The sequence below is a fragment of the Streptomyces sp. NPDC006208 genome (genome assembly GCF_040613775.1).
Lineage (GTDB): Bacteria > Actinomycetota > Actinomycetes > Streptomycetales > Streptomycetaceae > Streptomyces.
Map to the genome: position 1 here is coordinate 1 of NZ_JBEXSW010000064.1, position 21,818 is coordinate 21,818.

Annotated in this window: 20 protein-coding genes; 3 read left to right on the plus strand and 17 right to left on the minus strand. The window is 71.1% G+C overall.

The genetic code is table 11. The features are described from left to right. Positions 1–172: 172 nt before the first annotated feature. From gatB to ABZ208_RS34980, 10 genes are all read right to left on the minus strand, one after another. On the minus strand, positions 173–1,681 hold the full coding sequence (gene gatB, locus ABZ208_RS34935) for an Asp-tRNA(Asn)/Glu-tRNA(Gln) amidotransferase subunit GatB (RefSeq protein ID WP_356913463.1): 1,509 nt from the start codon (positions 1,679–1,681) through the stop codon (positions 173–175). A gap of 16 nt (positions 1,682–1,697) precedes the next feature. Further along, positions 1,698–1,931, minus strand: coding sequence for a hypothetical protein (locus tag ABZ208_RS34940; protein WP_328405544.1), 234 nt, complete (start codon positions 1,929–1,931; stop codon positions 1,698–1,700). Between the two features lie 5 nt (positions 1,932–1,936). Next, positions 1,937–3,430: an Asp-tRNA(Asn)/Glu-tRNA(Gln) amidotransferase subunit GatA gene (gatA, locus tag ABZ208_RS34945; protein ID WP_328396135.1), complete on the minus strand. Its 1,494-nt coding sequence runs from the start codon at positions 3,428–3,430 to the stop codon at positions 1,937–1,939. Between the two features lie 5 nt (positions 3,431–3,435). Next, on the minus strand, positions 3,436–3,732 hold the full coding sequence (gene gatC, locus ABZ208_RS34950) for an Asp-tRNA(Asn)/Glu-tRNA(Gln) amidotransferase subunit GatC (RefSeq protein WP_328396137.1): 297 nt from the start codon (positions 3,730–3,732) through the stop codon (positions 3,436–3,438). A gap of 494 nt (positions 3,733–4,226) precedes the next feature. Further along, positions 4,227–4,700, minus strand: coding sequence for a carboxymuconolactone decarboxylase family protein (locus tag ABZ208_RS34955; protein ID WP_356913464.1), 474 nt, complete (start codon positions 4,698–4,700; stop codon positions 4,227–4,229). 240 nt (positions 4,701–4,940) lie between these two features. Beyond that, positions 4,941–7,067 carry an EAL domain-containing protein gene (locus ABZ208_RS34960; RefSeq protein ID WP_356913465.1) on the minus strand — a complete coding sequence of 709 codons (2,127 nt, stop codon included), beginning with the start codon at positions 7,065–7,067 and terminating at the stop codon, positions 4,941–4,943. Between the two features lie 317 nt (positions 7,068–7,384). Beyond that, positions 7,385–9,568, minus strand: coding sequence for an NAD-dependent DNA ligase LigA (ligA, locus tag ABZ208_RS34965; protein WP_356913466.1), 2,184 nt, complete (start codon positions 9,566–9,568; stop codon positions 7,385–7,387). Positions 9,569–9,599: 31 nt separating this feature from the next. Further along, positions 9,600–10,604 carry a methionine synthase gene (locus tag ABZ208_RS34970; RefSeq protein WP_356913467.1) on the minus strand — a complete coding sequence of 335 codons (1,005 nt, stop codon included), beginning with the start codon at positions 10,602–10,604 and terminating at the stop codon, positions 9,600–9,602. Positions 10,605–10,790: 186 nt separating this feature from the next. Continuing rightward, a complete protein-coding gene (locus ABZ208_RS34975) occupies positions 10,791–11,480 on the minus strand; it encodes an SDR family oxidoreductase (protein ID WP_356913468.1) in 690 nt (229 codons plus the stop codon). A 24-nt stretch (positions 11,481–11,504) separates the two neighbouring features. Continuing rightward, the gene (locus ABZ208_RS34980; RefSeq protein ID WP_356913469.1) at positions 11,505–12,044 is read right to left on the minus strand and encodes a TIGR00730 family Rossman fold protein; all 540 of its coding nucleotides are present in this window, start codon (positions 12,042–12,044) and stop codon (positions 11,505–11,507) included. A 395-nt stretch (positions 12,045–12,439) separates the two neighbouring features. Here ABZ208_RS34980 and ABZ208_RS34985 point away from each other — a divergent pair, with 395 nt between their 5' ends. Next, positions 12,440–14,233 (plus strand): hypothetical protein, encoded by a 1,794-nt coding sequence (locus tag ABZ208_RS34985; protein WP_356913470.1) that lies wholly within the window; start codon positions 12,440–12,442, stop codon positions 14,231–14,233. A 191-nt stretch (positions 14,234–14,424) separates the two neighbouring features. Here ABZ208_RS34985 and mnmA read toward each other — a convergent pair whose 3' ends face one another. After that, on the minus strand, positions 14,425–15,549 hold the full coding sequence (mnmA, locus tag ABZ208_RS34990) for a tRNA 2-thiouridine(34) synthase MnmA (protein ID WP_356913471.1): 1,125 nt from the start codon (positions 15,547–15,549) through the stop codon (positions 14,425–14,427). 61 nt (positions 15,550–15,610) lie between these two features. On the opposite strand from mnmA, the gene ABZ208_RS34995 reads away from it, so the two are divergent. Then, positions 15,611–16,330 (plus strand): N-acetylmuramoyl-L-alanine amidase, encoded by a 720-nt coding sequence (locus tag ABZ208_RS34995; protein ID WP_356913472.1) that lies wholly within the window; start codon positions 15,611–15,613, stop codon positions 16,328–16,330. Between the two features lie 118 nt (positions 16,331–16,448). On the opposite strand, the gene ABZ208_RS35000 is transcribed toward ABZ208_RS34995, so the two are convergent. The 4 genes from ABZ208_RS35000 to ABZ208_RS35015 form a co-directional block, all read right to left on the minus strand. After that, the gene (locus tag ABZ208_RS35000; protein WP_356913473.1) at positions 16,449–17,402 is read right to left on the minus strand and encodes an IS481 family transposase; all 954 of its coding nucleotides are present in this window, start codon (positions 17,400–17,402) and stop codon (positions 16,449–16,451) included. A 129-nt stretch (positions 17,403–17,531) separates the two neighbouring features. After that, positions 17,532–18,695, minus strand: a complete 1,164-nt coding sequence (locus tag ABZ208_RS35005; RefSeq protein ID WP_356913474.1) for a cysteine desulfurase family protein — start codon at positions 18,693–18,695, stop codon at positions 17,532–17,534. Positions 18,696–18,815: 120 nt separating this feature from the next. Next, positions 18,816–19,106: a DUF4190 domain-containing protein gene (locus ABZ208_RS35010; protein ID WP_356913475.1), complete on the minus strand. Its 291-nt coding sequence runs from the start codon at positions 19,104–19,106 to the stop codon at positions 18,816–18,818. Positions 19,107–19,128: 22 nt separating this feature from the next. Beyond that, positions 19,129–19,281, minus strand: a complete 153-nt coding sequence (locus ABZ208_RS35015; RefSeq protein ID WP_356913476.1) for a hypothetical protein — start codon at positions 19,279–19,281, stop codon at positions 19,129–19,131. Between the two features lie 132 nt (positions 19,282–19,413). On the opposite strand from ABZ208_RS35015, the gene ABZ208_RS35020 reads away from it, so the two are divergent. Next, entirely contained in the window at positions 19,414–20,028 is a 615-nt protein-coding gene (locus tag ABZ208_RS35020) for a TetR family transcriptional regulator (RefSeq protein ID WP_356913477.1), read from the plus strand. Between the two features lie 181 nt (positions 20,029–20,209). Here ABZ208_RS35020 and ABZ208_RS35025 read toward each other — a convergent pair whose 3' ends face one another. Both ABZ208_RS35025 and ABZ208_RS35030 read right to left on the minus strand, forming a co-directional pair. Continuing rightward, entirely contained in the window at positions 20,210–21,058 is an 849-nt protein-coding gene (locus tag ABZ208_RS35025) for a thioesterase family protein (protein ID WP_356913478.1), read from the minus strand. Between the two features lie 62 nt (positions 21,059–21,120). Then, positions 21,121–21,783 (minus strand): trimeric intracellular cation channel family protein, encoded by a 663-nt coding sequence (locus tag ABZ208_RS35030; protein ID WP_356913479.1) that lies wholly within the window; start codon positions 21,781–21,783, stop codon positions 21,121–21,123. Positions 21,784–21,818 lie beyond the last annotated feature (35 nt).

The window sequence follows — 21,818 nt, forward strand, 5'->3', positions numbered from 1 at the left end:
CTCCCCCCGCCCCCCCCCCCCCCGGCCCCGCCGGCGTCGGGGCGGGCGTGCGGGGGGGGCCCCCCGCGGGGGGGCGGCCCCCCCCGCGCCCCCCCCACCCCTGTGACGTCCTGCCTGAGGCGAACGGCCGGTGACCGCTGCCGCCGTCAGCCCTCGCTGACGGCGACCTCGATCATTCGCTCACGCCGAGCCGCTCGAGAATCAGTTCCTTGACGCGCGCCGCGTCGGCCTGCCCGCGGGTGGCCTTCATGACCGCGCCCACCAGCGCACCGACAGCGGCAACCTTGCCGCCGCGGATCTTGTCGGCGATGGCCGCGTTGCCTGCGATCGCCTCGTCGACGGCCGTGCCCAGCGCGCCCTCGTCCGAGACGACCTTCAGACCGCGCTTCTCGACGACCGTGTCCGGGTCGCCCTCGCCGGCAAGTACGCCCTCGATGACCTGGCGGGCCAGCTTGTCGTTGAGCGAACCCTCCGTGACCAGCGCGGTCACCCGGGCGACCTGCGCCGGGGTGATCGGGAGCTCGTCCAGGCCCTTGCCCGACTCGTTGGCGTTACGGGCGAGCTCGCCCATCCACCACTTGCGGGCCTGGTCGGCGGGGGCGCCGGCGTCGATCGTGGCGACGATCAGGTCCACCGCACCCGCGTTGAGGATCGACTGCATGTCGTGCTCGGAGACGCCCCACTCCTCGCGGAGCCGGTTGCGGCGCAGCCGCGGCAGTTCGGGCAGCGTGGCACGCAGCTCCTCGACCCACTCACGGGGCGGGGCGACCGGCACCAGGTCGGGCTCGGGGAAGTAGCGGTAGTCCTCCGCCTCCTCCTTGACCCGGCCGGACGTCGTGGAGCCGTCCTCCTCGTGGAAGTGACGGGTCTCCTGGATGATCGTGCCACCGGAGGAGAGCACCGCGGCGTGGCGCTGGATCTCGAACCGGGCGGCACGCTCCACCGAGCGCAGCGAGTTGACGTTCTTGGTCTCCGAGCGGGTACCGAACTTCTCGGTGCCGTGGGGGCGCAGCGACAGGTTCACGTCGCAGCGCATCTGGCCCATCTCCATACGGGCCTCGGAGACGTCGAGCGCCTTGATGAGCTCGCGCAGCTCGGCGACGTACGCCTTGGCGACCTCGGGGGCGCGCTCGCCGGCGCCGACGATCGGCTTGGTGACGATCTCGATCAGCGGGATGCCGGCGCGGTTGTAGTCGAGCAGCGAGTGCTGAGCGCCATGGATACGGCCGGTGGCACCGCCGACGTGCGTCGACTTGCCGGTGTCCTCCTCCATGTGGGCGCGCTCGATCTCCACGCGGAAGACCTCGCCGTCCTCGAGCTGGACGTCCAGATAGCCGTTGAAGGCGATCGGCTCGTCGTACTGCGAGGTCTGGAAGTTCTTCGGCATGTCCGGATAGAAGTAGTTCTTCCGGGCGAAGCGGCACCACTCGGCGATCTCGCAGTGCAGCGCGAGGCCGATCTTGACGGCGGACTCGACGCCGATCGCGTTGACGACCGGGAGGGAGCCGGGCATGCCGAGGCAGGTCGGGCAGGTCTGCGAGTTGGGCGCGGCGCCCAGCTCGGTCGAACACCCGCAGAACATCTTGGTCTTGGTGCCGAGCTCGACATGGACCTCGAGGCCCATGACGGGGTCGTAGGACGCGAGGGCGTCCTCGTACGACACCAGTTCAGTGACGGTCACGATGAAACTTTCCCTCTCAGCCCAGCAGGACGTCGTCGTCGCCGAGGCGCTTCAGCTCGCGGTAGAGGATCGCCAGGCCGGTGACGATGGCAGCGGCCGAGATCCCGGCGTCGATCAGCCGGAGCACGTCGTTGTCCTTGCGCGCCATCTTGGCCTGCTTGGCGACACCGATGGCACCGAAAGCGGTGGTGCCGAGCGACAGGTACAGACCGGACTTGGACTTCTTGAAGTTCTTGGCCTTCTTGGTCATTGCACTCACAGCGACGGAGCCTCCTCCAGCAGCGGGTGACCCCACCTTTCCACGAAGGCGGCCTCGACGGCGGCGCCGACCTTGTACAGCCGGTCGTCCTTCATGGCGGGGGCGATGATCTGCAGACCGACCGGCAGGCCGTCCTCCGGCGCAAGACCGCAGGGCAGCGACATGGCGGCGTTGCCTGCCAGGTTGGTCGGAATGGTGCACAGGTCGGCGAGGTACATGGCCATCGGGTCGTCGGCGCGCTCGCCGATCGGGAAGGCGGTGGTCGGCGTCGTCGGGGAGACGATGACGTCGACCTGCTCGAACGCCTTCTCGAAGTCGCGGGTGATGAGCGTGCGCACCTTCTGGGCCGAGCCGTAGTACGCGTCGTAGTAGCCGGAGCTCAGCGCGTACGTGCCGAGCATGATGCGCCGCTTGACCTCGTCGCCGAAACCGGCTTCGCGGGTCAGCGCGGTGACCTCCTCGGCGGACTTCGTGCCGTCGTCGCCGACCCGCAGGCCGTAGCGCATGGCGTCGAAGCGCGCGAGGTTCGAGGAGCACTCGGACGGCGCGATCAGGTAGTAGGCCGACAGGGCGAGGTCGAAGGAGGGGCAGTCCAGCTCGACGATCTCGGCGCCCAGTTCACGCAGCAGCTCCACCGACTCGTCGAAGCGCTGCACGACTCCGGCCTGGTAGCCCTCACCGCGGAACTGCTTGACGACGCCGACGCGCATGCCCTCGACCGAGCCGTTGCGCGCGGCCTCGACGACCGGCGGGACCGGGGCCTCGATGGAGGTCGAGTCCAGCGGATCGTGCCCGGCGATGACCTCGTGCAGCAGCGCCGCGTCCAGGACCGTACGGGCACAGGGGCCGCCCTGGTCGAGGGAGGAGGAGAAGGCCACCATGCCGTAGCGGGAGACCGCGCCGTAGGTGGGCTTGACGCCGACGGTGGCGGTGACGGCGGCGGGCTGACGGATGGAGCCGCCGGTGTCGGTGCCGATGGCGAGCGGGGCCTGGAAGGAGGCGAGGGCCGCCGAGGAGCCGCCGCCGGAGCCGCCGGGGATACGGGTGAGGTCCCACGGGTTGCCGGTCGGGCCGTAGGCGCTGTTCTCGGTCGAGGACCCCATGGCGAACTCGTCCATGTTGGTCTTGCCGAGGATGACCACGTCGGCAGCCTTGAGCCGCTTGGTCAGCGTCGCGTCGTACGGCGGGATCCAGCCCTCGAGGATCTTGGATCCGACCGTGGTCGGGATGCCCTCGGTGGTGAAGATGTCCTTGAGCGCCAGCGGCACACCGGCCAGCGGACCGAGCTTCTCACCGGCCTCACGCTTGGCGTCGACGGCGCGTGCCTGGGCGAGCGCTCCCTCGCGGTCGACGTGCAGGAAGGCGTGCACCTTCTCGTCGACGGCCTCGATACGGGCCAGGTGCGCCTCGGTGACCTCGACGGCCGTGAGCTCGCCCGCGGCGATCTTCTCGGCGGTCTCGGCCGCGGTGAGCTTGATGATGTCCGTCATGGGATTCAGTCCTCCCCCAGGATCTGCGGCACCTTGAAACGCTGCTGCTCCTGGGCCGGGGCGCCGGACAGCGCCTGCTCGGGGGTGAGCGACGGACGGACCTCGTCCGCGCGCATGACGTTGGTCAGCGGCAGCGGGTGGGAGGTCGGGGGTACGTCTTGGTCGGCGACCTCGGAGACGCGGGCGACCGCGCCGATGATGTCGTCGAGCTGTCCGGCGAAGTGCTCGAGCTCGTCGCCGGAAAGCTCCAGACGCGCCAGCCGGGCGAGGTGGGCAACCTCCTCGCGCGTAATGCCAGGCATGCAGCGATCCTCAGGGTGAGTGTGTGGTGTTTGGCCCAATCCTATGGGGCAGCGACACCCGACCGTGAAACGGTTTGCTCCCTCACCCCGGCCTTCCCCCGGTCCGGGGGAAGGCCGGGTCCCCCTGGGAGGCCACGCAAAGCCGGCGCCCGCCCCTCTCCCACGGTCCGGCTGTGCGCCGCGTGCACGGGCGCGGCGGCGCCACCGAACGGCGATTACCGGGAGCAACCGGGGCGCTTTGGAGATACTCCGCTCTTCGAGGCGCAGCAGGTGCGGATTCGCCCATGACCCGCGAGTCGGGTGCCCCTGACGATGCCGGGTGCGCGCGCCGCTCCGGTGCGCATACGCGTTCGTGCCGCCCTTCGTCTCAGGAGAGCTCGTGAGCGCCGGACCACCGGTGGGCCGGAGAAGCGCCCCGGGGCCGGCGAGGGTGCCGGGCCCGGGGCTGCTGCCGGCACGGCAACGGCCCCGGCCTGCGGGTCAGGCACTCCCGGCTATCCGAACTGGCCGGGCTGGTAGTCGCCGGCGGGCTGCTGGACGATGACGTTCAGCCGGTTGAAGGCATTGATGACGGCGATCAGCGACACCAGGGCGGCGAGCTGCTCCTCGTCGTAGTGCTTGGCGGCATTCGCCCAGGCCTCGTCCGTGACCCCACCGGCCGCATCCGCGATGCGGGTGCCCTGCTCCGCCAGTTCCAGAGCGGCGCGCTCGGCCTCGGTGAAGACCGTGGCCTCCCGCCACGCCGCGACCAGGTTGAGGCGCACCGACGATTCACCGGCGGCTACGGCGTCCTTGGTGTGCATGTCGGTGCAGAAACCGCACCCGTTGATCTGACTCGCGCGGATCTTCACCAGCTCCTGCGTCGCGTCCGGCAATGTCGAGTCCGAGACCACCTTGCCTGCCGAGACGATGTGCTTCAGGAACTTCCCTGCGGTCTCGTTGCCGAAGACGTTCAAACGGGCGCTCATGGTGACTCCTCTGCCGTTGTCGGTGGCTACACACCAATGACGGAACGGCTCGGCGCGATGTGACACGCACGAATGTGACGTGTGTCTCCCCTGCCCGTGCTGTGGGAGCGACCGTCCACCACGAGGTCAGGGCCGTCGGCAGGTCGCCACCCCCGCGCACCGGGGTGGAGGCGCCTCTTCGCTCGACCCCGCGTCGCGGGAGTCTTCCTCCGGTCCGCCCGGTGATCCGGACGAAACGGCCTAGTTCACGACATGGCCCGACGGGCGGTCCGCTTCGGCCGGTCCCGGCGCGGCGGCGGGCAGTTCCGCCGGACGGCGCCAGCCCCGCTTGCCCCTGGCCCGCAGCCACGCCGTCGTCTCCTGCGGCGGCATCGCTGCGGCGACCAGCCAGCCCTGCACCGCGTCGCAGCGCAGGTCGCGCAGCCGCTCCCAGGTCTCGTCGTCCTCGACGCCCTCGGCGACCACCAGCAGTCCGAGCGAATGGGCGAGGTCGACCGTGCAGCGGACGATCTCCGCGTCCTCGTTGTCGACGGCGAGCCGGGCGACGAAGGACCGGTCGATCTTGAGCTCACTGACCGGAAGGCGGCGCAGATGGACCAGAGAGGAGTAGCCGGTGCCGAAGTCGTCCAGCGACATCTTCACCCCGTGGTCGGCGAGCGCGGCGAGCGTGTCGGCGGCGCGCTGCGGGTCCTCCAGCAGCACATGCTCCGTGATCTCCAGCTGGAGCGCCCCGGGCGGGACGCCGTGCCGGGCGAGGCGGGCGGCGACGGCTCCGGCGAATCCGGGGGTGTGGACGTCGCGCGGTGAGACATTGACGGCTACGGGGACGTTGAGCCCCTGGGCCCGCCACCTGGCGACCTGGGCGAGCGCGGTCTCGAGGACGTACTCCGTCAGATGCGGCATCAGGCCGGAGGATTCCGCGATGGCGATGAACTCGTCCGGGGGGACCCGGCCCCGCTCCGGATGCACCCAGCGGACCAGCGCCTCGAGTCCCGCGACCTGGCCGTCGAAGCGGACCTTGGGCTGGTAGTGCAGCTCGACGTCGCCGGCGTCGAGCGCACGGCGCAGATCGCCCAGCAGGCCAAGCCGGTCGGGCGTGTTGCTGTCGCGCTTGGACTCGTACACCTCGACGCCGGTGCGATCACGCTTCGCCTGGTACATCGCCACGTCGGCGCGGCGCAGCAGGCCCTCTGCGTCGAGTGCGTGGTCGGGGAAGACGGCGACCCCGGCACTGGCCTCCAGGACGAGAGTGAGGCCGTCGAGGTCGAGGGGCGAGGAGAGCTCGGCGACGAGGTGGCGGGCGACGCGCTGGGCGCTCGTGGCGGAGTCGGCGGTGGGCAACAGGACGGCGAACTCGTCGCCGCCGAGCCGCGCCGCCTCGGCCCCGCGCGGCAGGGCGAGCCGCAGCCGCTCGGCGATCTGGAGCAGGAGCCGGTCGCCGGCGAGGTGGCCGAGGGTGTCGTTGACGGACCGGAAGCGGTCGAGGTCGATCAGTACGAGGGCGGACCGGGCGCCGCTGCTCTCGGCGTCCTCCAGCGCGGCCCAGGTGCGCTCCAGCAGCCACTGGCGGTTGGGCAGGCCGGTGAGCGGGTCACGCAGCTGCTCCTCGGCCCTGGCCCTGGCTATCCAGAGAGTGGAGTCCAGGGCGATCAGCGGTACGGCGAACAGGGGCAGCAGCAGTGGCATCGCGACGGCGACCACGCAGATCAGCGGAGCGATGCCGAGCAGGGCGACGGCGACAAGTCCCTGCCGGAGCAGGGCCGTACGGGCGACGGTGGGCAGCCCGCCGCCCGACGGCGTCAGCACGTACCAGAGCAGCAGCCGGGTGACGGCGAGATACGCGGTGGCCGCGAGGATCACCTCGGGGACGGCGGAGATCCCCCAGTGGAGCGGGTCCCAGGGCACCTCGACGCTGGGGACGACCCCGAACACGGCGAGGGCGAGCGCCGCGGCGCCGATGCCCAGGATGTCGACGGCGCCGTGCAGCAGCCCCTGGCGCCGGCGGGTGGGGCAGGCGGCGCCGACCAGGGTGACGACGGCCAGGCTGACGAGCCCGGCGGGCAGCCAGCCGAACAGCAGGAGGGCGGCGAGGGTGAGGGCGGCGCCGGAGCCGGTGCCGCCCCACCAGCGGTCGCGGCCCAGTGCGACGAGATGGCCGACGATGATCCCGGTGAGCAGGGCGAGCGACCAGCCGACCGTGCCGGAGGGGAAGAGCGCATGGCTCTCCCGGACCGCCTGGACGATGCCGGTCAGCAGGACGAGCACGGCGCAGGCGACAACGGCCAGGGGCAGCCCGGGGGTTCGGCCCAGCAGGGCCACAAGTGCACGCGGCCGTGTGACCGGGGCGGCGCTCTCGGTCGGTTTCATTCCCGTCCCTCTCACAGCCGGCGGTGCCGATGCCTCGCGATGGCTCCCTGTGTCATGCCACCACGACTGAAATCCCACCACGCAGCCGTGCACGACAGGCGCACATCTCAACAGTAGGGCGCAGGAGGCTCGGACGGGCAGCGCTCTACAGCTCTTGCCCGAATGCGACCTGGCCACCCTTCACCATCTGCTATGCGCTGAACGGGTGACCTGTACCAGCTGTTCCACCGGCGTGGAACGCGTCCGGATCCGGCCCCTGTCGGCGTGCTCGAGCGCCTCGTGCGCCCCCGATGAGCGCCCCTCCCTGCCCCCCTTTGTCACACCTCCGTGGCCGCAGCAGCCTCACGGGCCGCATCAGGGCCCTGTTCGAGGAGTACGGCGAAGCCCGACTCGTCCAGCACCGGCACCTTCAGCTGCACCGCCTTGTCGTACTTGGAACCGGGGTTGTCACCGACGACCACGAACGCAGTTTTCTTGGACACGGAACCGGCCACTTTCGCGCCAAGGCTCTGGAGCGCCTCTTTTGCGCCATCCCTGGTGTGGTTCCGCAGTGTTCCGGTGACGACGACGGTCAGGCCCTCGAGGGGACGCGGCCCGGTGTCCTCGTCAGCGCCCTCGTCCGCCATCCGGACGCCCGCCGCCCGCCACTTGCGCAGGATCTCCTGGTGCCAGTCCTCGGCGAACCACTGCTTGAGCGATGCCGCGATGATCTCGCCGACCCCGTCGGTGGCCGCCAACTCGGCCTCGGTGGCCTGCTCGATCCGGTCGATGGACCGGAACTCGCGGGCAAGTGCCTCCGCGGCGACCGGGCCCACGTGCCGGATGGAGAGCCCGGTGAGGATCCGGGCGAGCGGGCGGTTCCTGGCGGCCGCGATGTTGTCCAGCATCGCGGCGGCGTTCTTCTTCGGCTCACCCTGCTGGTTGGCGAAGACCGTCGCGATCTTCTCCTCTCCGGTCTTCGGGTCGCGCTTGGGAAGTCCGCTGTCCTGGTCGAGCACATACGCCTTGATGGGCAGCAGTTGCTCGACGGTGAGGTCGAACAGGTCCCCCTCGTCGGTCAGCACCGGCTGCGACGGCTCGAGCGGCTTGGTCAGCGCGGCGGCCGCGACATAGCCGAAGTGCTCGATGTCCAGCGACTTGCGGCCCGCGAGGTAGAACAGGCGCTCGCGCAACTGGGCAGGACAGGACCGGGCGTTCGGGCAGCGCAGATCGACGTCGCCCTCCTTCATGGGGCGCAGCGCCGTGCCGCACTCGGGACACTCGGCCGGCATCACGAACTCCCGCTCGGAGCCGTCCCGCAGGTCCACCACCGGGCCGAGGATCTCAGGGATGACATCACCCGCCTTGCGGATCACGACGGTGTCGCCGATGAGAACACCCTTGGCCTTGACCACGTCCTGGTTGTGCAGGGTGGCGAACTCGACCTCGGAGCCCGCCACCGTGACCGGCTCGACCTGGGCGTACGGCGTCACCCGGCCCGTACGGCCCACGCCCACCCGGATGTTGACCAGCTTGGTGTTGACCTCCTCCGGCGGGTACTTCCACGCGATGGCCCAGCGCGGGGCGCGCGCGGTGGAGCCGAGCCGGCCCTGCAGGGGGATCTCGTCCAGCTTGACGACCACACCGTCGATCTCGTGCTCCACCGAGTGCCGGTTCTCGCCGAAGTACGCGATGAACTCCCGTACGGCGTCGAGTGATTCCACCACCTTGTTGTGGCGGGCGGTGGGCAGGCCCCATTCACGCAGCAGGTCGTACGCCTGCGACAGGCGGTCGATGTCGAAGCCCTCGCGCGCGCCGATGCCGTGCACGACCATGTGCAGCGGCAGCTTCGCCGTGACTTTGGGGTCCTTCTGGCGCAGCGAACCGGACGCGGAATTGCGCGGGTTGGCGTACGGCTGCTCCCCGGCCGCCACCCGCCGCGCGTTGAGCTCCTGGAACTGCTCCATCGGGAAGTAGACCTCGCCGCGGATCTCGACGAGGTCCGGGATGCGGTCGCCCTGGAGGCGGTCGGGGATCTCGGCGATGGTGCGCACGTTCGGAGTGATGTCCTCGCCGACCCGGCCGTCGCCGCGGGTGGCCGCGCGGACCAGTCTGCCCTTCTGGTACGTGAGGTTGACCGCGAGGCCGTCGACCTTCAGCTCGCACAGGAAGTGGTAGCCGGAGCCGCCGACGTCCCGGGCGACGCGCTCGGACCAGGCGGCGAGCTCGGTGTCGTCGAAGGCGTTGTCGAGGGAGAGCATGCGCTCGCGGTGCTCGACCTTGGTCAGCTCGGTCTCGTAGTCCCCCGCGACCTTCTGGGTGGGCGAGTCGGGGGTGCGCAGTGCCGGGTACTCCTCCTCGATCGCCTCGAGGCCGCGCAGCAGCTTGTCGAAGTCCGCGTCGCTGATGACGGGGCTGTCCTTCACGTAATACCGGAAGCGGTGCTCCTCGACCTGCTCGGCGAGCCGGGCGTGCTGCTCCCGTGCCTCCGCGGGCAGTGCCGTCTCCTGTTCGCCAGCCACCGTTTCGTCCTCCCGTATGCCGTGCGCCCCGTCACTCAGGGTTGTCTGCGAGCGATCTCGCGGCCCGGACGCAGTGGGCGAGCGCCGCGCGCGCGTAGGCGGGCGATGCGCCGGCGAGCCCGCACGACGGGGTGATGACGACGGACTCGGCGAGAGTCCCCGGATTCAGCCCCAGCCTGCGCCACAGCGTCCTGACACCCATGACGCTACCTGCCGGGTCCGACAATGCCGCGTCGGTGGACGGCACCACGCCCGCGAGCAGCTTGGTGCCTGCCTCCACCGCCTCACCGATCGACTCTTCCTCACGCTCGGTGAGCAGCCCGAAATCGAACGAGACACCCGCGACACCTGCCCTGCGCAGCAGCCCGAACGGCACCTCCGGCGCGCAGGAGTGCACGATCGCGGGGTCGCCGCTCACCTCGATGACGTCGCGCAGGGCGCTCTCGACCACCTGCCGGTCCACCGCCCGGTACGTGCGGTAACCGCTGGCGGTCCTGACCTGCCCGCGCAGCACCGCGGTGAGCGAGGGCTCGTCGAGCTGAAGCACGACCCGGGCGCCCGGCACCCGGCGGCGTACCTCGCCGAGGTGGCCGCGCAGCCCCTCGGCGAGGGACCCCACGAGATCGCGGCAGGCACCCGGGTCACCGAGCGCCGCCTCGCCTCCCCTCAGCTCCAGCGCGGCGGCAAGCGTCCACGGCCCGACAGCCTGCACCTTCAGCGGGCCCTCGTAGCCCTGGGTGAACTCCTCCAGCGCATCGAGGTCCTCGCCGAGCCAGGACCATGCCCTGCGCGTGTCACGCCCTGGCCGGTCGCTGATCCGCCAGCCGCTGGGCTCGACATGGGCGTACATCTCGACGAGCAGTCCGATGGTCCGCCCGATCATGTCGGCGCCGGGCCCTCGGGCCGGCAGCTCGGGCAGGTACGGGAAGTCGTCGAAGGACCCGGCGACGGTCTTGGCGCTTTCCCGGGCGTCCCCACCGGGCATGGACCCGACGCCGGTGGCGGGGCCCCAGCTGAAGTCGTTCTTCTCGCTCACCCGGGAAGCGTACGTGCCACCCCGGGCGCTCCGGGTGCTGCTGCCGGGACAGGGCCCGGCAGCAGCGCGCCCGCGGGACAGGGCACCGCGGGGCGGGGGCGGCAGGCCATCACCGGCGCGACCAGCCGGTTCCCGGCGGGGTGATCATGCCGGTGCGCTGCCGCGGACCGGTCCTGGCCCGGTCCCTCAGCGTCCCGGCCGGACCGTCAGATCGTTGATCTCGGCGTCGCGCGGCAGATCCAGTGCGGTCAGGATCGTCGTGGCCACCGACTCCGGGTCGATCCAGCGGGACTCGTCGTACTCCTTGCCCTCCTGGGAGTGCACCTTGGCCTGCATCGGGCTCGCGGTGCGCCCCGGATAGACGGACGTCACGCGCACGCCGTTGCCGTGCTCCTCGTGGCGCAACGAGTCGGCGAGCGCCTTCAGACCGTGCTTGGAGGCCGCGTACGCAGCCCATTCGGCATGGGCGTTGAGCCCGGCGCCGGAGTTGACGAAGACCACATGCCCCTGGGCGACGCGCAGTTGGGGCAGAAAGAGCCGGGTCAGCTCGGCCGGTGCGACGAGGTTGACGTCGAGCTGGTTGTGCCAGGTCCTGGGGGTGAGGTCGCCGACGCGCCCGAGGTCGACGACGCCGGCGATGTGCAGCAGCGAGTCGATCCGGTCGGGCAGCGTCTGGTGACCGAGCGCCCAGGAGATGCGGTCAGGGGCCGCGAGGTCGGCGACGAGCGTACGGGCGCCGGCGTACCGGTCGGCGAGCTCCTTGGCGCGGCCCGCGTCGCGCGCCACGAGGACGAGGTCGTCGCCGCGCTCGTGCAGACGGCGCGCGACGGCGGCGCCGATGCCGGATCCGGCGCCGGTGATCAGATGGGTAGCCATGTCCGCCATGCTCGCACCACTGCGCTACTGCACACCCACCGACTCCTCCAGGTATGCCAGCGCCCCGGCGGCGTCCTCGGCGAAGAACACCAGCTCGGTCAGGGGCACCGGCAGGAAGCCCTCGGCCTCCATCCGCAGGAACTGCTGCTTCAACCCGTCGTAGAAACCCGCGGTGTTCAGCAGCACGACCGGCTTGGTGGTCCTGCCGTGCTTCTTCAGCTCCAGGATCTCGGTGGCCTCATCCAGCGTCCCGGCACCGCCCACCATGATCACCACCGCGTCCGCCTTGGCGAGCAGCAGCGCCTTTCGCTCGGCCAGGTCCTTGGCGATCACCATCTCGTCGGCGCTCGCCCGGGCGTTCGCGGCCAGGAACTCCACGGACACGCCCACCAGCCGCCCGCCCGCCTCCTGCACACCGTCCGCGACGACCTTCATCAGCCCGCACTCGGAGCCGCCCCATACGAGCGTGTGGCCGCCCTTGCCGATGAGCTTCGCGAACTCGCGTGCGGGGACGGTGTAACGGTCGTCGAGGTCGGCGGCGGAAAGGAAGACGCAGATGTTCATGGATCCCACGGTACGGGCGGCCGCCGGCGGAGTCTCTCCGTGCCCCTCCTCCACGGCCGCCACCGCACCCTGACGGGCCGGACGCACGGTGTGGCGCCGCATGCGCCGGCGCCCGCGTGGGTGGACTTCCTCGACGAGTGACCCGGGGGCGGTGTCACGCGACGAAATCCCTTGCCGCGGTGGTGAATTCGCAGCTCGCGACAGTGTCGGCCTCGAACAGGCCCGCGGCCCCATGCCCTTGCCGCAGCTGCTTCAGGCCCTGGCCGCGCACATCGGCTGCACGTCGTCCCGTTGCGTACTCTCGCGGTCGGCCGGCGAGCAAATCCGTTGATGCCACCGGAATCGGCGTGCCATGCTCCCCGCATGACCTACGGAATCGAGTCCCACCCCGCCCGGTGAGCGCCCCGGAAGAGCGCACCGCGCTCCCCCAGCCGGCCTCCCTGTACGCCTACGCCCTGCGCCTTCAGCGCGCGGAGCCCGACGACCGCCTGCCGAAGGGCGGCTACTCACTACCGGACGCACCAGAGCGCCGCGCCCGGCCCAGCCGCGACTGGCGGGAGTCCGAGGAAGCCGCGCGCAAGGCCCTCGAACCCCTGCTGGCCGAGGCAGACACGGCCCGTGCCGCCGAAGAGGTGGATCGCCGCCTGCGCGAGGCAGGGGTGAACAGCCGTCACATCTTCTCGGTCGTCGACACGATGACTCTGCCCGACGAGGAGCAGGCCAGGACCCTCGGGCGGCGCCTCACCCGCTCCGGGACCACGGCGTACGCCGTGGGCACCGGCATCGCCCTCCTCACGCGCCTCGGCGAGCCGGAGGACGTGCCCTACCTCAGGACCCTCGGCCTGCTGCGCGGTTTCACCCGGCACGCGATCCGGGCCCTCGATACGATCGACGCCCCGACTGCAGCCCTGCTGTGGCTCGGCTGCTACACGGGGGAGAGTGAGCTGCGACCGTTGATCGACGCCCTCACCGCCCGCGACGACGAGGCGGCACGGGCCGGTCTGCTCCGCGTGCCCATGGATCCGCGCGCCGTGGACTCCGCAATCGCCCGCCGGATCGCCGAGAGCGTTCTCCTCTCCGACGTTCTCCGCGACGAGCCGGTCGACGAGGGGATCCTGGCTCAGGGGGCACGTCTGCTGGCCCGGATGACGAGCCCGCGGCACTACGAGGCGGAGATCCGCAGCTACCGGGATGCCGTCACCGTGTACACCGCCGTGATCGCCCAGACCTCCCGCCTCACCCCGTCCCTCGACCACTACGCCACGCTGCTCACGCTCGCGCTCGACCTGCACAGCGGGCCCAGCGTGCTGCTGGACTGGCGACCCGGACAGCGGGAGGCACTGCTCGACGCCCTGGACTCGCTTCTCACCACGCCCGACTGGGCCGCCGTCCTGGACGCCCGCGAACCGGCCGGCCCCGCCGAGCGCCGTCGGCTCCGGTGGGCGCGCCGCACCGCCCGTCAGCCGTTCACCGCCAGGCCCGACACGTTCCGCCTGCGGATCGAGGTCGTCGTGCGCGATCCGGCGGACCCCGACATCGTGGAGACCCGGTTCCTCGTCGACGGACGTCCGCTGGTACCCGAGGCGTTCGGCCGGGGGCCGGGCCACTCCCCCGAACACCTGCTTCACAGCGGTTCGCTGCGGGCCACGGCGGACGGCCAGGAGGTGCAACTGGCTGAGGCGTACTGCACCGAGGGGTGCTGCGGCGCGCTGTTCGTCACCATCCGCCGCGACGGCGACGAGGTGGTGTGGGGCGGCTGGCGCGGCACCTCCAAGGGCGTGGTGCTCCCCGAGTACCGCTTCGACGCCGCCGCCTACGACGCCGAGATCGGGCGGGCCGAGACCGACCACTCCTGGGCATGGCCCGCCCGGACGACGGCCCGGCTGATCACGAACGGCCTCCGCGAGTCTCCGGATGTCGTCAGCCGGTGGCGGCTGAGCCGGGGCCGGGCAGACACGGACTTCTCGGACCCGGACACGGTTGTGGTGTGGTTCTTCTTCCAGCCGGAGGAGGACGGCCCCTGGCTGCAGTTCAGTTGGCAGCTCCCGGACGACGGCACGCCTCCCGAGGCACGGGCCGCGGCGGTGCTGCGGCGACTGGCCGAGGAGGACCCGAAGGGATACGCGAAGATCAGCGGCGGCTCGCGGGAGTACGCGGAACAGCTGGGGTTCCCCTGGCCGGAAGGCTGACGCCGAGGGGGTCGGCGGCGAGGCCGCGGGGGCACGCGCAGGGGCCCGCACACGGCTGCAGTCGTCTGCCGTGCCTCTTGCGGCGAACCGGGCCACCGGTTACCGGTGCGGGCGGACCACGGAAGGAATGAGCGACGGAACGGTGCCCGGATGTCTGCTGACCTCGGTCAAGGTGACCGTCGCCATGTGGCTCACGCCATCGACGTCGCCCTGCGCTGCGTCGTGGCGATCGTCGCCGAACCGACCACGCGGGTGCCGTCGTACAGCACGATCGCCTGGCCGGGTGCGACCCCGCGGACCGGCTCGGTGAAGGTGACGCGCAGCTCGCCCTCGACCAGCTCCGCAGTCGTCTCCGTCTCGCCGCCGTGGGCGCGCAGCTGGGCGGTGTACGTGCTCGGGCCGGTCGGCGCCGCGCCGCACCAGCGCGGCTTGATCGCGGTCAGCGAGACGACGTCCAGCGCCTCGGCGGGGCCGACGGTCACGGTGTTGTTCACCGGGGAGATGTCGAGGACGTAGCGCGGCTTGCCGTCGGGGGCCGGGTGGCCGATGCGCAGACCCTTGCGCTGTCCGATCGTGAAGCCGAAGGCCCCGTCGTGGCTGCCGAGCCTGGTGCCCGACTCGTCGACGATGTCGCCCTCGGCCGTGCCCAGCCGCGAGGCGAGGAAGCCCTGGGTGTCACCGTCGGCGATGAAGCAGATGTCGTGGCTGTCGGGCTTCTTCGCGACGGCCAGACCGCGGCGCTCCGCCTCCGCCCTGATCTCGTCCTTCGTGGTGAGCGTGTCCCCGAGCGGGAACATGGCGTGCGCCAGCTGCTTCTCGTCCAGCACTCCGAGGACGTACGACTGGTCCTTGGCCATGTCGCTGGCGCGGTGCAGCTCGCGGCTGCCCTCCTCGTTCAGGACGACGGTCGCGTAGTGGCCCGTGCACACCGCGTCGAAGCCCAGCGCCAGCGCCTTGTCGAGCAGCGCGGCGAACTTGATCTTCTCGTTGCAGCGCAGGCACGGGTTGGGCGTACGGCCCGCCTCGTACTCGGCGATGAAGTCCTCGACCACGTCCTCGCGGAACCTCTCGGCGAGATCCCACACATAGAACGGGATGCCGATCACGTCCGCGGCACGGCGGGCGTCGCGCGAGTCCTCGATGGTGCAGCAGCCCCGCGCGCCGGTGCGGAAGGACTGCGGGTTGGCGGAGAGCGCCAGGTGGACACCGGTGACATCGTGTCCGGCCTCGGCGGCACGGGCGGCGGCGACGGCGGAATCCACGCCGCCCGACATGGCGGCGAGCACACGGAGGGGTCGCTGGGAAGTCTGAGTCATAGCGCTACCAGAGTACGGGGCGCCGGGAACCGATGGCTTGCGAGTATGCGTTGTGGGACGCATGGGGAGTGACAGCAAGCGCGGCAGCCGCAGGAGCGAGGACGGCCGCAAGGGCGGGGGGCGCGGCGTGAGCCGGCGCGCCGTGCTGATCGGCAGCGGTGCGGTCCTGGTGGGCGCGGGCGTCGTGGCGCAGGACACACTGCGGCGGGCCTGGTGGCGGCTCCCGGGGGTGGCGAAGCCGCGCAAGGAGGGCGAGATCGACCACCTCGGCGCGGAGTGGACGGCCGCGTCCCGGGCGAACTGGCGGCTCGCCGACCGCCCCGACGACTACGGCATCGACCGCGTGATCATCCATGTGGTCCAGGGCAGTTACCGCTCGGCTCTCAAGGTGTTCAAGGACCCAGGCCACGGGGCGGCGACGCACTATGTGGTCCGCAAGGACGGGCATGTGGCCCAGCTGATCCGGGAGCTGGACGTCGCCTTCCATGCGGGGAACCGTTCGTTCAACGAGCGCAGCATCGGCATCGAGCACGAGGGGTTCGTGGACAAGCCCAAGGGTTTCACGGACGCGATGTACCGCTCGTCGGCGCGGCTGACAGCAGGCGTCTGCGCGCGGTACGGCATACCGGTCGACCGCGAGCACATCATCGGGCACGTGGAGGTGCCGGGTACGGATCACACGGACCCGGGCCCGCACTGGAACTGGGACCGGTATCTGAAGCTGGTACGTGAGGCGTCCCCCGCGGCACGCGAAGCAGTGCAGGCCGCGGCGTCCCGCTAGCGCGGCCGGCGGGGGGAACAATTCCGGCGCACGAGGCGCCGGACGGTCTCCGGAACCGGCGGGTGCGCTAGCGCAGTCGCGGCGCCGGGCCCGCCTGCCGGCGCGCCCCGGCAGGGCACTAGGTGTATTGCCCTGTGAGGTTGGGGATGCGGCTGGCGGGTGGTTTGCCTGCGAGCGCGGTGTGTCCGCGGTGGTGATTGTAGGTATGCAGCCAGTGCGGGAAGGTGTCGCGGCGTTCGGCTTCTGAGTGGTAGGGGCGTGCGTAGGCCCATTCGTCGAGCAGGGTGCGGTTGAGGCGTTCGACCTTGCCGTTCGTCTGGGGCCGGTAGGGCCGGGTTCGCTTGTGGGTGATCCCGGCCGCCGCGAGTGTGTCGCGCCAGAGGCGGGACTTGTAGCAGGCGCCGTTGTCGGTCAGGACCCGCTCGACGGTGATCCCGCAGGCGGTGAAGAACTCCTGGGCCCGGGTCCAGAAAGCGGTGGCGGTCTCCTTCTTCTCGTCGCTGAGGATCTCGCTGTAAGCGAGGCGGGAGTGGTCGTCGACGGCGGTGTGGATGTAGCTGTAGCCGGCCCGGGAACGTGTCTTGCGGCCGGCCTGGCGCCCCAGGGTCTTGTGGCCGCCGCCGTCGGGGATGTTGCCGAGCTTCTTGATGTCCACGTGCACCAGTTCGCCCGGCCGGTCGCGTTCGTAGCGGCGTATGTTCCGGCCGGTGGCGCGGTCCAGGTGGGTGAGCCGGGCGAGGCCGAAGCGGGTGAGCACGCGGTGCACGGTCGAAGGGACCAGGCCCAGCAGGTGTGCGATGCGGGCCGGTCCCCAGCGGCGCAGGAGTCGGACCTTGATGATCCGTCGTTCGGTGCGGGTCGGGGTGCGGTGCGGGCTGGTGTGCGGGCGGCTTGATCGGTCCGCCATGCCGGCCTCGCCGCGGAGGCGGAAACGGTCTGCCCACCGCTGGGCGGTGGTCGGCGAGACCTGGAAGCGTTCGGCCGCCCGGCGCAGGGGCCAGCCGTCGTCAACAACGCAGCGGGCAAGCCGCAGTCGACCTGTCTCGGTCAGGGGTGCATTACGGTGGGGCACGAGGGCCTTCCTGTCGCCGGTGCAGATGTCGCAATCCACACCAGGCCAGAAGGCCCTCACCCATTTCAAGATCACACAGCCGTGAACCCTGTCACGAACCTCCGTGGACAGAACAACTAGGGACAGCCCCTAGCTGAGTCCTGCCGTGCGCGCCCTCTCGACCGCCGGGCCGATCACCTGTGCCACCGCGTCCACATCCGCCTTGGTGGAGGTGTGGCCGAGGCTGAACCGCAGCGTGCCGCGGGCCAGGTCCGGGTCGGTGCCGGTGGCCAGCAGCACGTGGCTCGGCTGGGCGATGCCGGCCGTGCAGGCGGAGCCGGTCGAGCATTCGATGCCCTGGGCGTCGAGCAGCAGCAGCAGCGAGTCGCCCTCGCAGCCGGGGAAGGTGAAGTGGGCGTTGGCGGGCAGCCGGTCCACCGGGTCGCCGCCGAGGATCGCCTCCGGCACGGCCTCGCGCACGACCCGGACCAGCTCGTCGCGGAGCCCGCCGATGTCGCGGGCGAAGTCGCCGCGGCGCTCCGCGGCGATGCTGCCGGCCGCCGCGAAGGCGGCGATCGCGGGCGCGTCGAGGGTGCCCGAGCGTACGTGCCGCTCCTGGCCGCCACCGTGCAGTACCGGAACGGGGGTGTACTCCCTGCCGAGCAGCAGTGCGCCGATGCCGTACGGGCCGCCGATCTTGTGACCGGACACGGTCATGGCGGCGAGGCCGGAGGCGGCGAAGTCGACCTCGAGCTGACCGAAGGCCTGGACGGCGTCGGCGTGCAACGGGACGTCGAACTCAGCTGCAACGGCGGAGAGTTCGGCCACCGGCATGACGGTGCCGATTTCGTTGTTGGCCCACATCACGGTGGCGAACGCCACGTCGTCGGGGTTGCGCTCGATGGCCTCACGCAGCGCCTCGGGGTGCACCCTGCCGTACGCGTCCACCGGCAGATGTTCGACGGTCGCGCCCTCGTGTTCGCCGAGCCAGTCCACCGCGTCGAGTACGGCATGGTGCTCCACGGGACTGACCAGTACACGGGTCCGGGCGGGCTCTGCGTCCCGGCGGGCCCAGTACAGCCCCTTCACGGCGAGGTTGTCGGCCTCGGTGCCGCCGGAGGTGAAGACGACCTCGCTGGGCCGTGCGCCGAGTGCGTCGGCGAGCGTCTCGCGGGCCTCCTCGACGGTGCGACGGGCCCGGCGCCCGGCGGCGTGCAGGGCCGAGGCGTTGCCGGTGACGGCGAGCTGGGCGGTCATCGCCTCGACGGCCTCCGGAAGCATCGGAGTGGTCGCGGCGTGGTCGAGGTAAGCCATGGTGGCCACGATTCTACGAGCCCTGCCGGGGCGCGGCCGCGGCGCAGGGGTGCACGGTCGTCCTGCGTGCGCCCCTGGGTGGTGGCAGCGGCTCCGATGCCGCGCCGCGTCGGACCCGGTTCAGGCTCCGAAGCCCCAGACGACCGCGCCGTTCACGGTCACCAGGACGGCGAGCACGACGAGGTCGGCGATACCGAGGGCGAGCCCGAGCAGAGCACGTCCGCGGCGGGCCGTACCGCGCCACAGGGCGAGTGCGGCAAGCACGATCGCGGTCGGGCCGAGCACGATGTTCATGACGAGCAGGCCGACGAGTCCGAGCAGGAAGGCCGCGATGGCCATACCGTCGGCGTCCTTGCGTGCCGCACGGACCTGGGCGTCGGTGTCGCCGCGTACGAGTGTGGTGTCCTGCATGGCAGTTCGGCTCCGTCCGGGATCAGTTGCGCCGGGCGCGACGCTCGCGCACGGCGAAGACGAGCAGCCAGCAGCCGATGACTGCCGTGGCCACCAGGGTGGCGGAGGCGGGGAGTTGGACCACGGCGCCCAGCATGATCCCCATCAGGAGGAGCGCTGCGACGAGGGCCATCATGTGTCGTCCTTTCGCTGAGTGGAACGGGGGTGAACTCTGGCGATCTTTCGGTGAACACTTGCGAGTACATGTGTTCACTGACTCAGGAGTCTACCCTTCCTTTCCTCGGAGAACGGATGTTTACTGAATGCCATGAGTCACACCCTCGGCATCCGTCAGGCCCAGAAGCAGAAGACCCGCCAGGCCCTGCTGGACGCGGCGCTCCAGCTCCTGGAGGAGCAGAGCCTGAGCAGCGTCGGACTGCGGGAGGTCACCCGGGCCGTGGGCGTCGCGCCGACCGCGTTCTACCGGCACTTCAGGGACATGGCCGACCTCGGCGTCGCGCTCGTCGAGGAGGCGCTGGGCAGCCTGCATCTCACGATCGGCGAGGCGCTCAAGGAAGACGGTGACGGGGCCCGCATCGACCGGACGGTGGCGCTGATCGCCGACCTGGTCCGCACCTCGCCGGCCCATGTCCGCTTCGTCGCCAGGGAGCGCCACGGCGGTGTGGCGCCGGTCCGCGAGGCGATCGGCGAGCAGTTGCGGCGGTTCGCGGACGAGGTGGCCGCGGCGTTCGCCCAGCGCCCGGAGATGGCCGGGTGGAGCGCGGAGGATCTGCAGATGCTCGCGGGCGTCTACGTCGACCACATGGTGATGACGGCCTCGGCGCTGCTGGAGGCGGGGCCGGAGGGCGAGGAGCGGATCAGCTCACTGGCCCGGCGACAGCTGCGCCTGGTGGGTCTGGGCCGCATCCACTGGCTGGACTGAACGCGCCCCACCCGAAGCCGCACCCCGGCCCGCGGGAACGACGCGGGCAACGTCACGGCGCTCCCGGCGCGCGGAACACCCGGAACGCGTACGCGAACACCCCGGGCGCAGATGCGCCCGGGGTGGAGAGACCGGTCCGGGGCCGACCCCCCGGACCGGAGATCGGACTCCGGACCGGGGATCAGGTGGTGCGCGGCGCCTTGGCCAGCTGACGCGACTGGGCCACCAGACGGTCCGCCGAGTCCCACACCTCCGCGTCCTCCTCGAGGAACCCGCCCGCGAGGTTGCGAGTCGTGATCGAGACCCGCAAGGGCCCCGGGGCCGGGCGGCAGCGGATGTGCGTGGTCAGCTCCACCGTCGGGGTCCAGCCCTTGAGGCCGAGTTCGAACGAGGTCGGCGGCAGCGCGTCAACGGTCAGCAGCAGTGAGAGCGGGTCCGCGTCACGTCCGTCCGCCAGCCCGAACCAGCCGCGCATCTCACCCTTGCCCGACGGAGCGCCGACCGCCCAGCCCACCGTGGCCGGGTCCAGCTTGATGCTCAGGCGCTCGGTGATCGCGGAGCTGCCCGGTATCGCGGCGGGTCCGTCCTTGGGACCGAGGCAGTGCTCGAGCGGCGGGATCGCCGGCGGCTGCGCCGTGGTGTGCACCTCCTCGGGCAGCGCGTCGAGGTCGCCGTAGGTGGCGAGGACGCGGATGCGCTCGACCTCCGTGCCGTCCTCGGCGTACTGGAAGAGCGAGGCCTGGCCGGTGGAGAGCGTGCGGCCGGTCCGGACGACTTCGGTACGGATGACCGCGGGGCCCGGCTGGGAGGCCGTGAGGTAGTGCGCGGAGACGGTGAAGGGGTCCGGGTGCGGCAGCGCGTCGCCCAGCGCCCGGCCCAGCAGCGCCAGCAGATAGCCGCCGTTCACGGCGTGGATGATCGTCCAGCCGGCCGAGAGGTCCGCGTCGTAGATGCCCGTCTCACGCAGGGCGACAGCCGTGTCGCGGTCGAACTCGCTGTCACCGATACGTGCCTGAACTGCCTGTGCCATGGCGGTACGGTACAACAGGAAATTACTGAGCGGTAGCTTTTTCCTGGGGACTCAAGGAAGGCTCAGGGTGTCTCCTCGACCGCCTGTGAGCGCCTGTTCCACGCCCGCGGCGCCCGCCAGTGGAACCGCATCGCCAGCAGTCGCAGCACGAACGCCGTCACCACCGCGAACCCGCTCGTCGCGGCGTTCAGCACATCGAACTGGATGCACAGGACGACCATGGTCGCGCCGACCATCGCGGGCACGGCATAGAGGTCGCGGTCCCAGCGCAGCAGTGACGGCACCTCGTTTGCCAGCACATCGCGCAGCACACCTCCGCCGACCGCCGTGGCCAGACCCAGCCCCGCGGAGGCGGTGAGCCCGAGCCCGTACTCGTACGCCTTGGTCGTGCCGGTGACGCAGAACAGCCCGAGGCCCGCCGCGTCGAAGACATTGACGCCCACCTGGATGCGCTCGACCTGCGGGTGCAGGAAGAAGACCAGCGCGGTCGCGACCAGGGGCGTGACGAAGTACCCGAGATCGGTGAAGGCAGCGGGCGGTACGGCCCCGATGATCAGGTCACGCAGCATCCCTCCGCCCAGCGCCGTGACCTCGGCGAGCACGGCCATGCCGAAGACGTCGAAGTTCTTTCGTACGGCGAGCAGCGCACCGGAGATCGCGAAGACGAAGATCCCCATGAGGTCGAGCACATGCTGGACGGAGGGCGTGAAGAGTTCTTGGAGCACCGGACAGTTCTACAACGTCCGGTGCTCCCGACTGC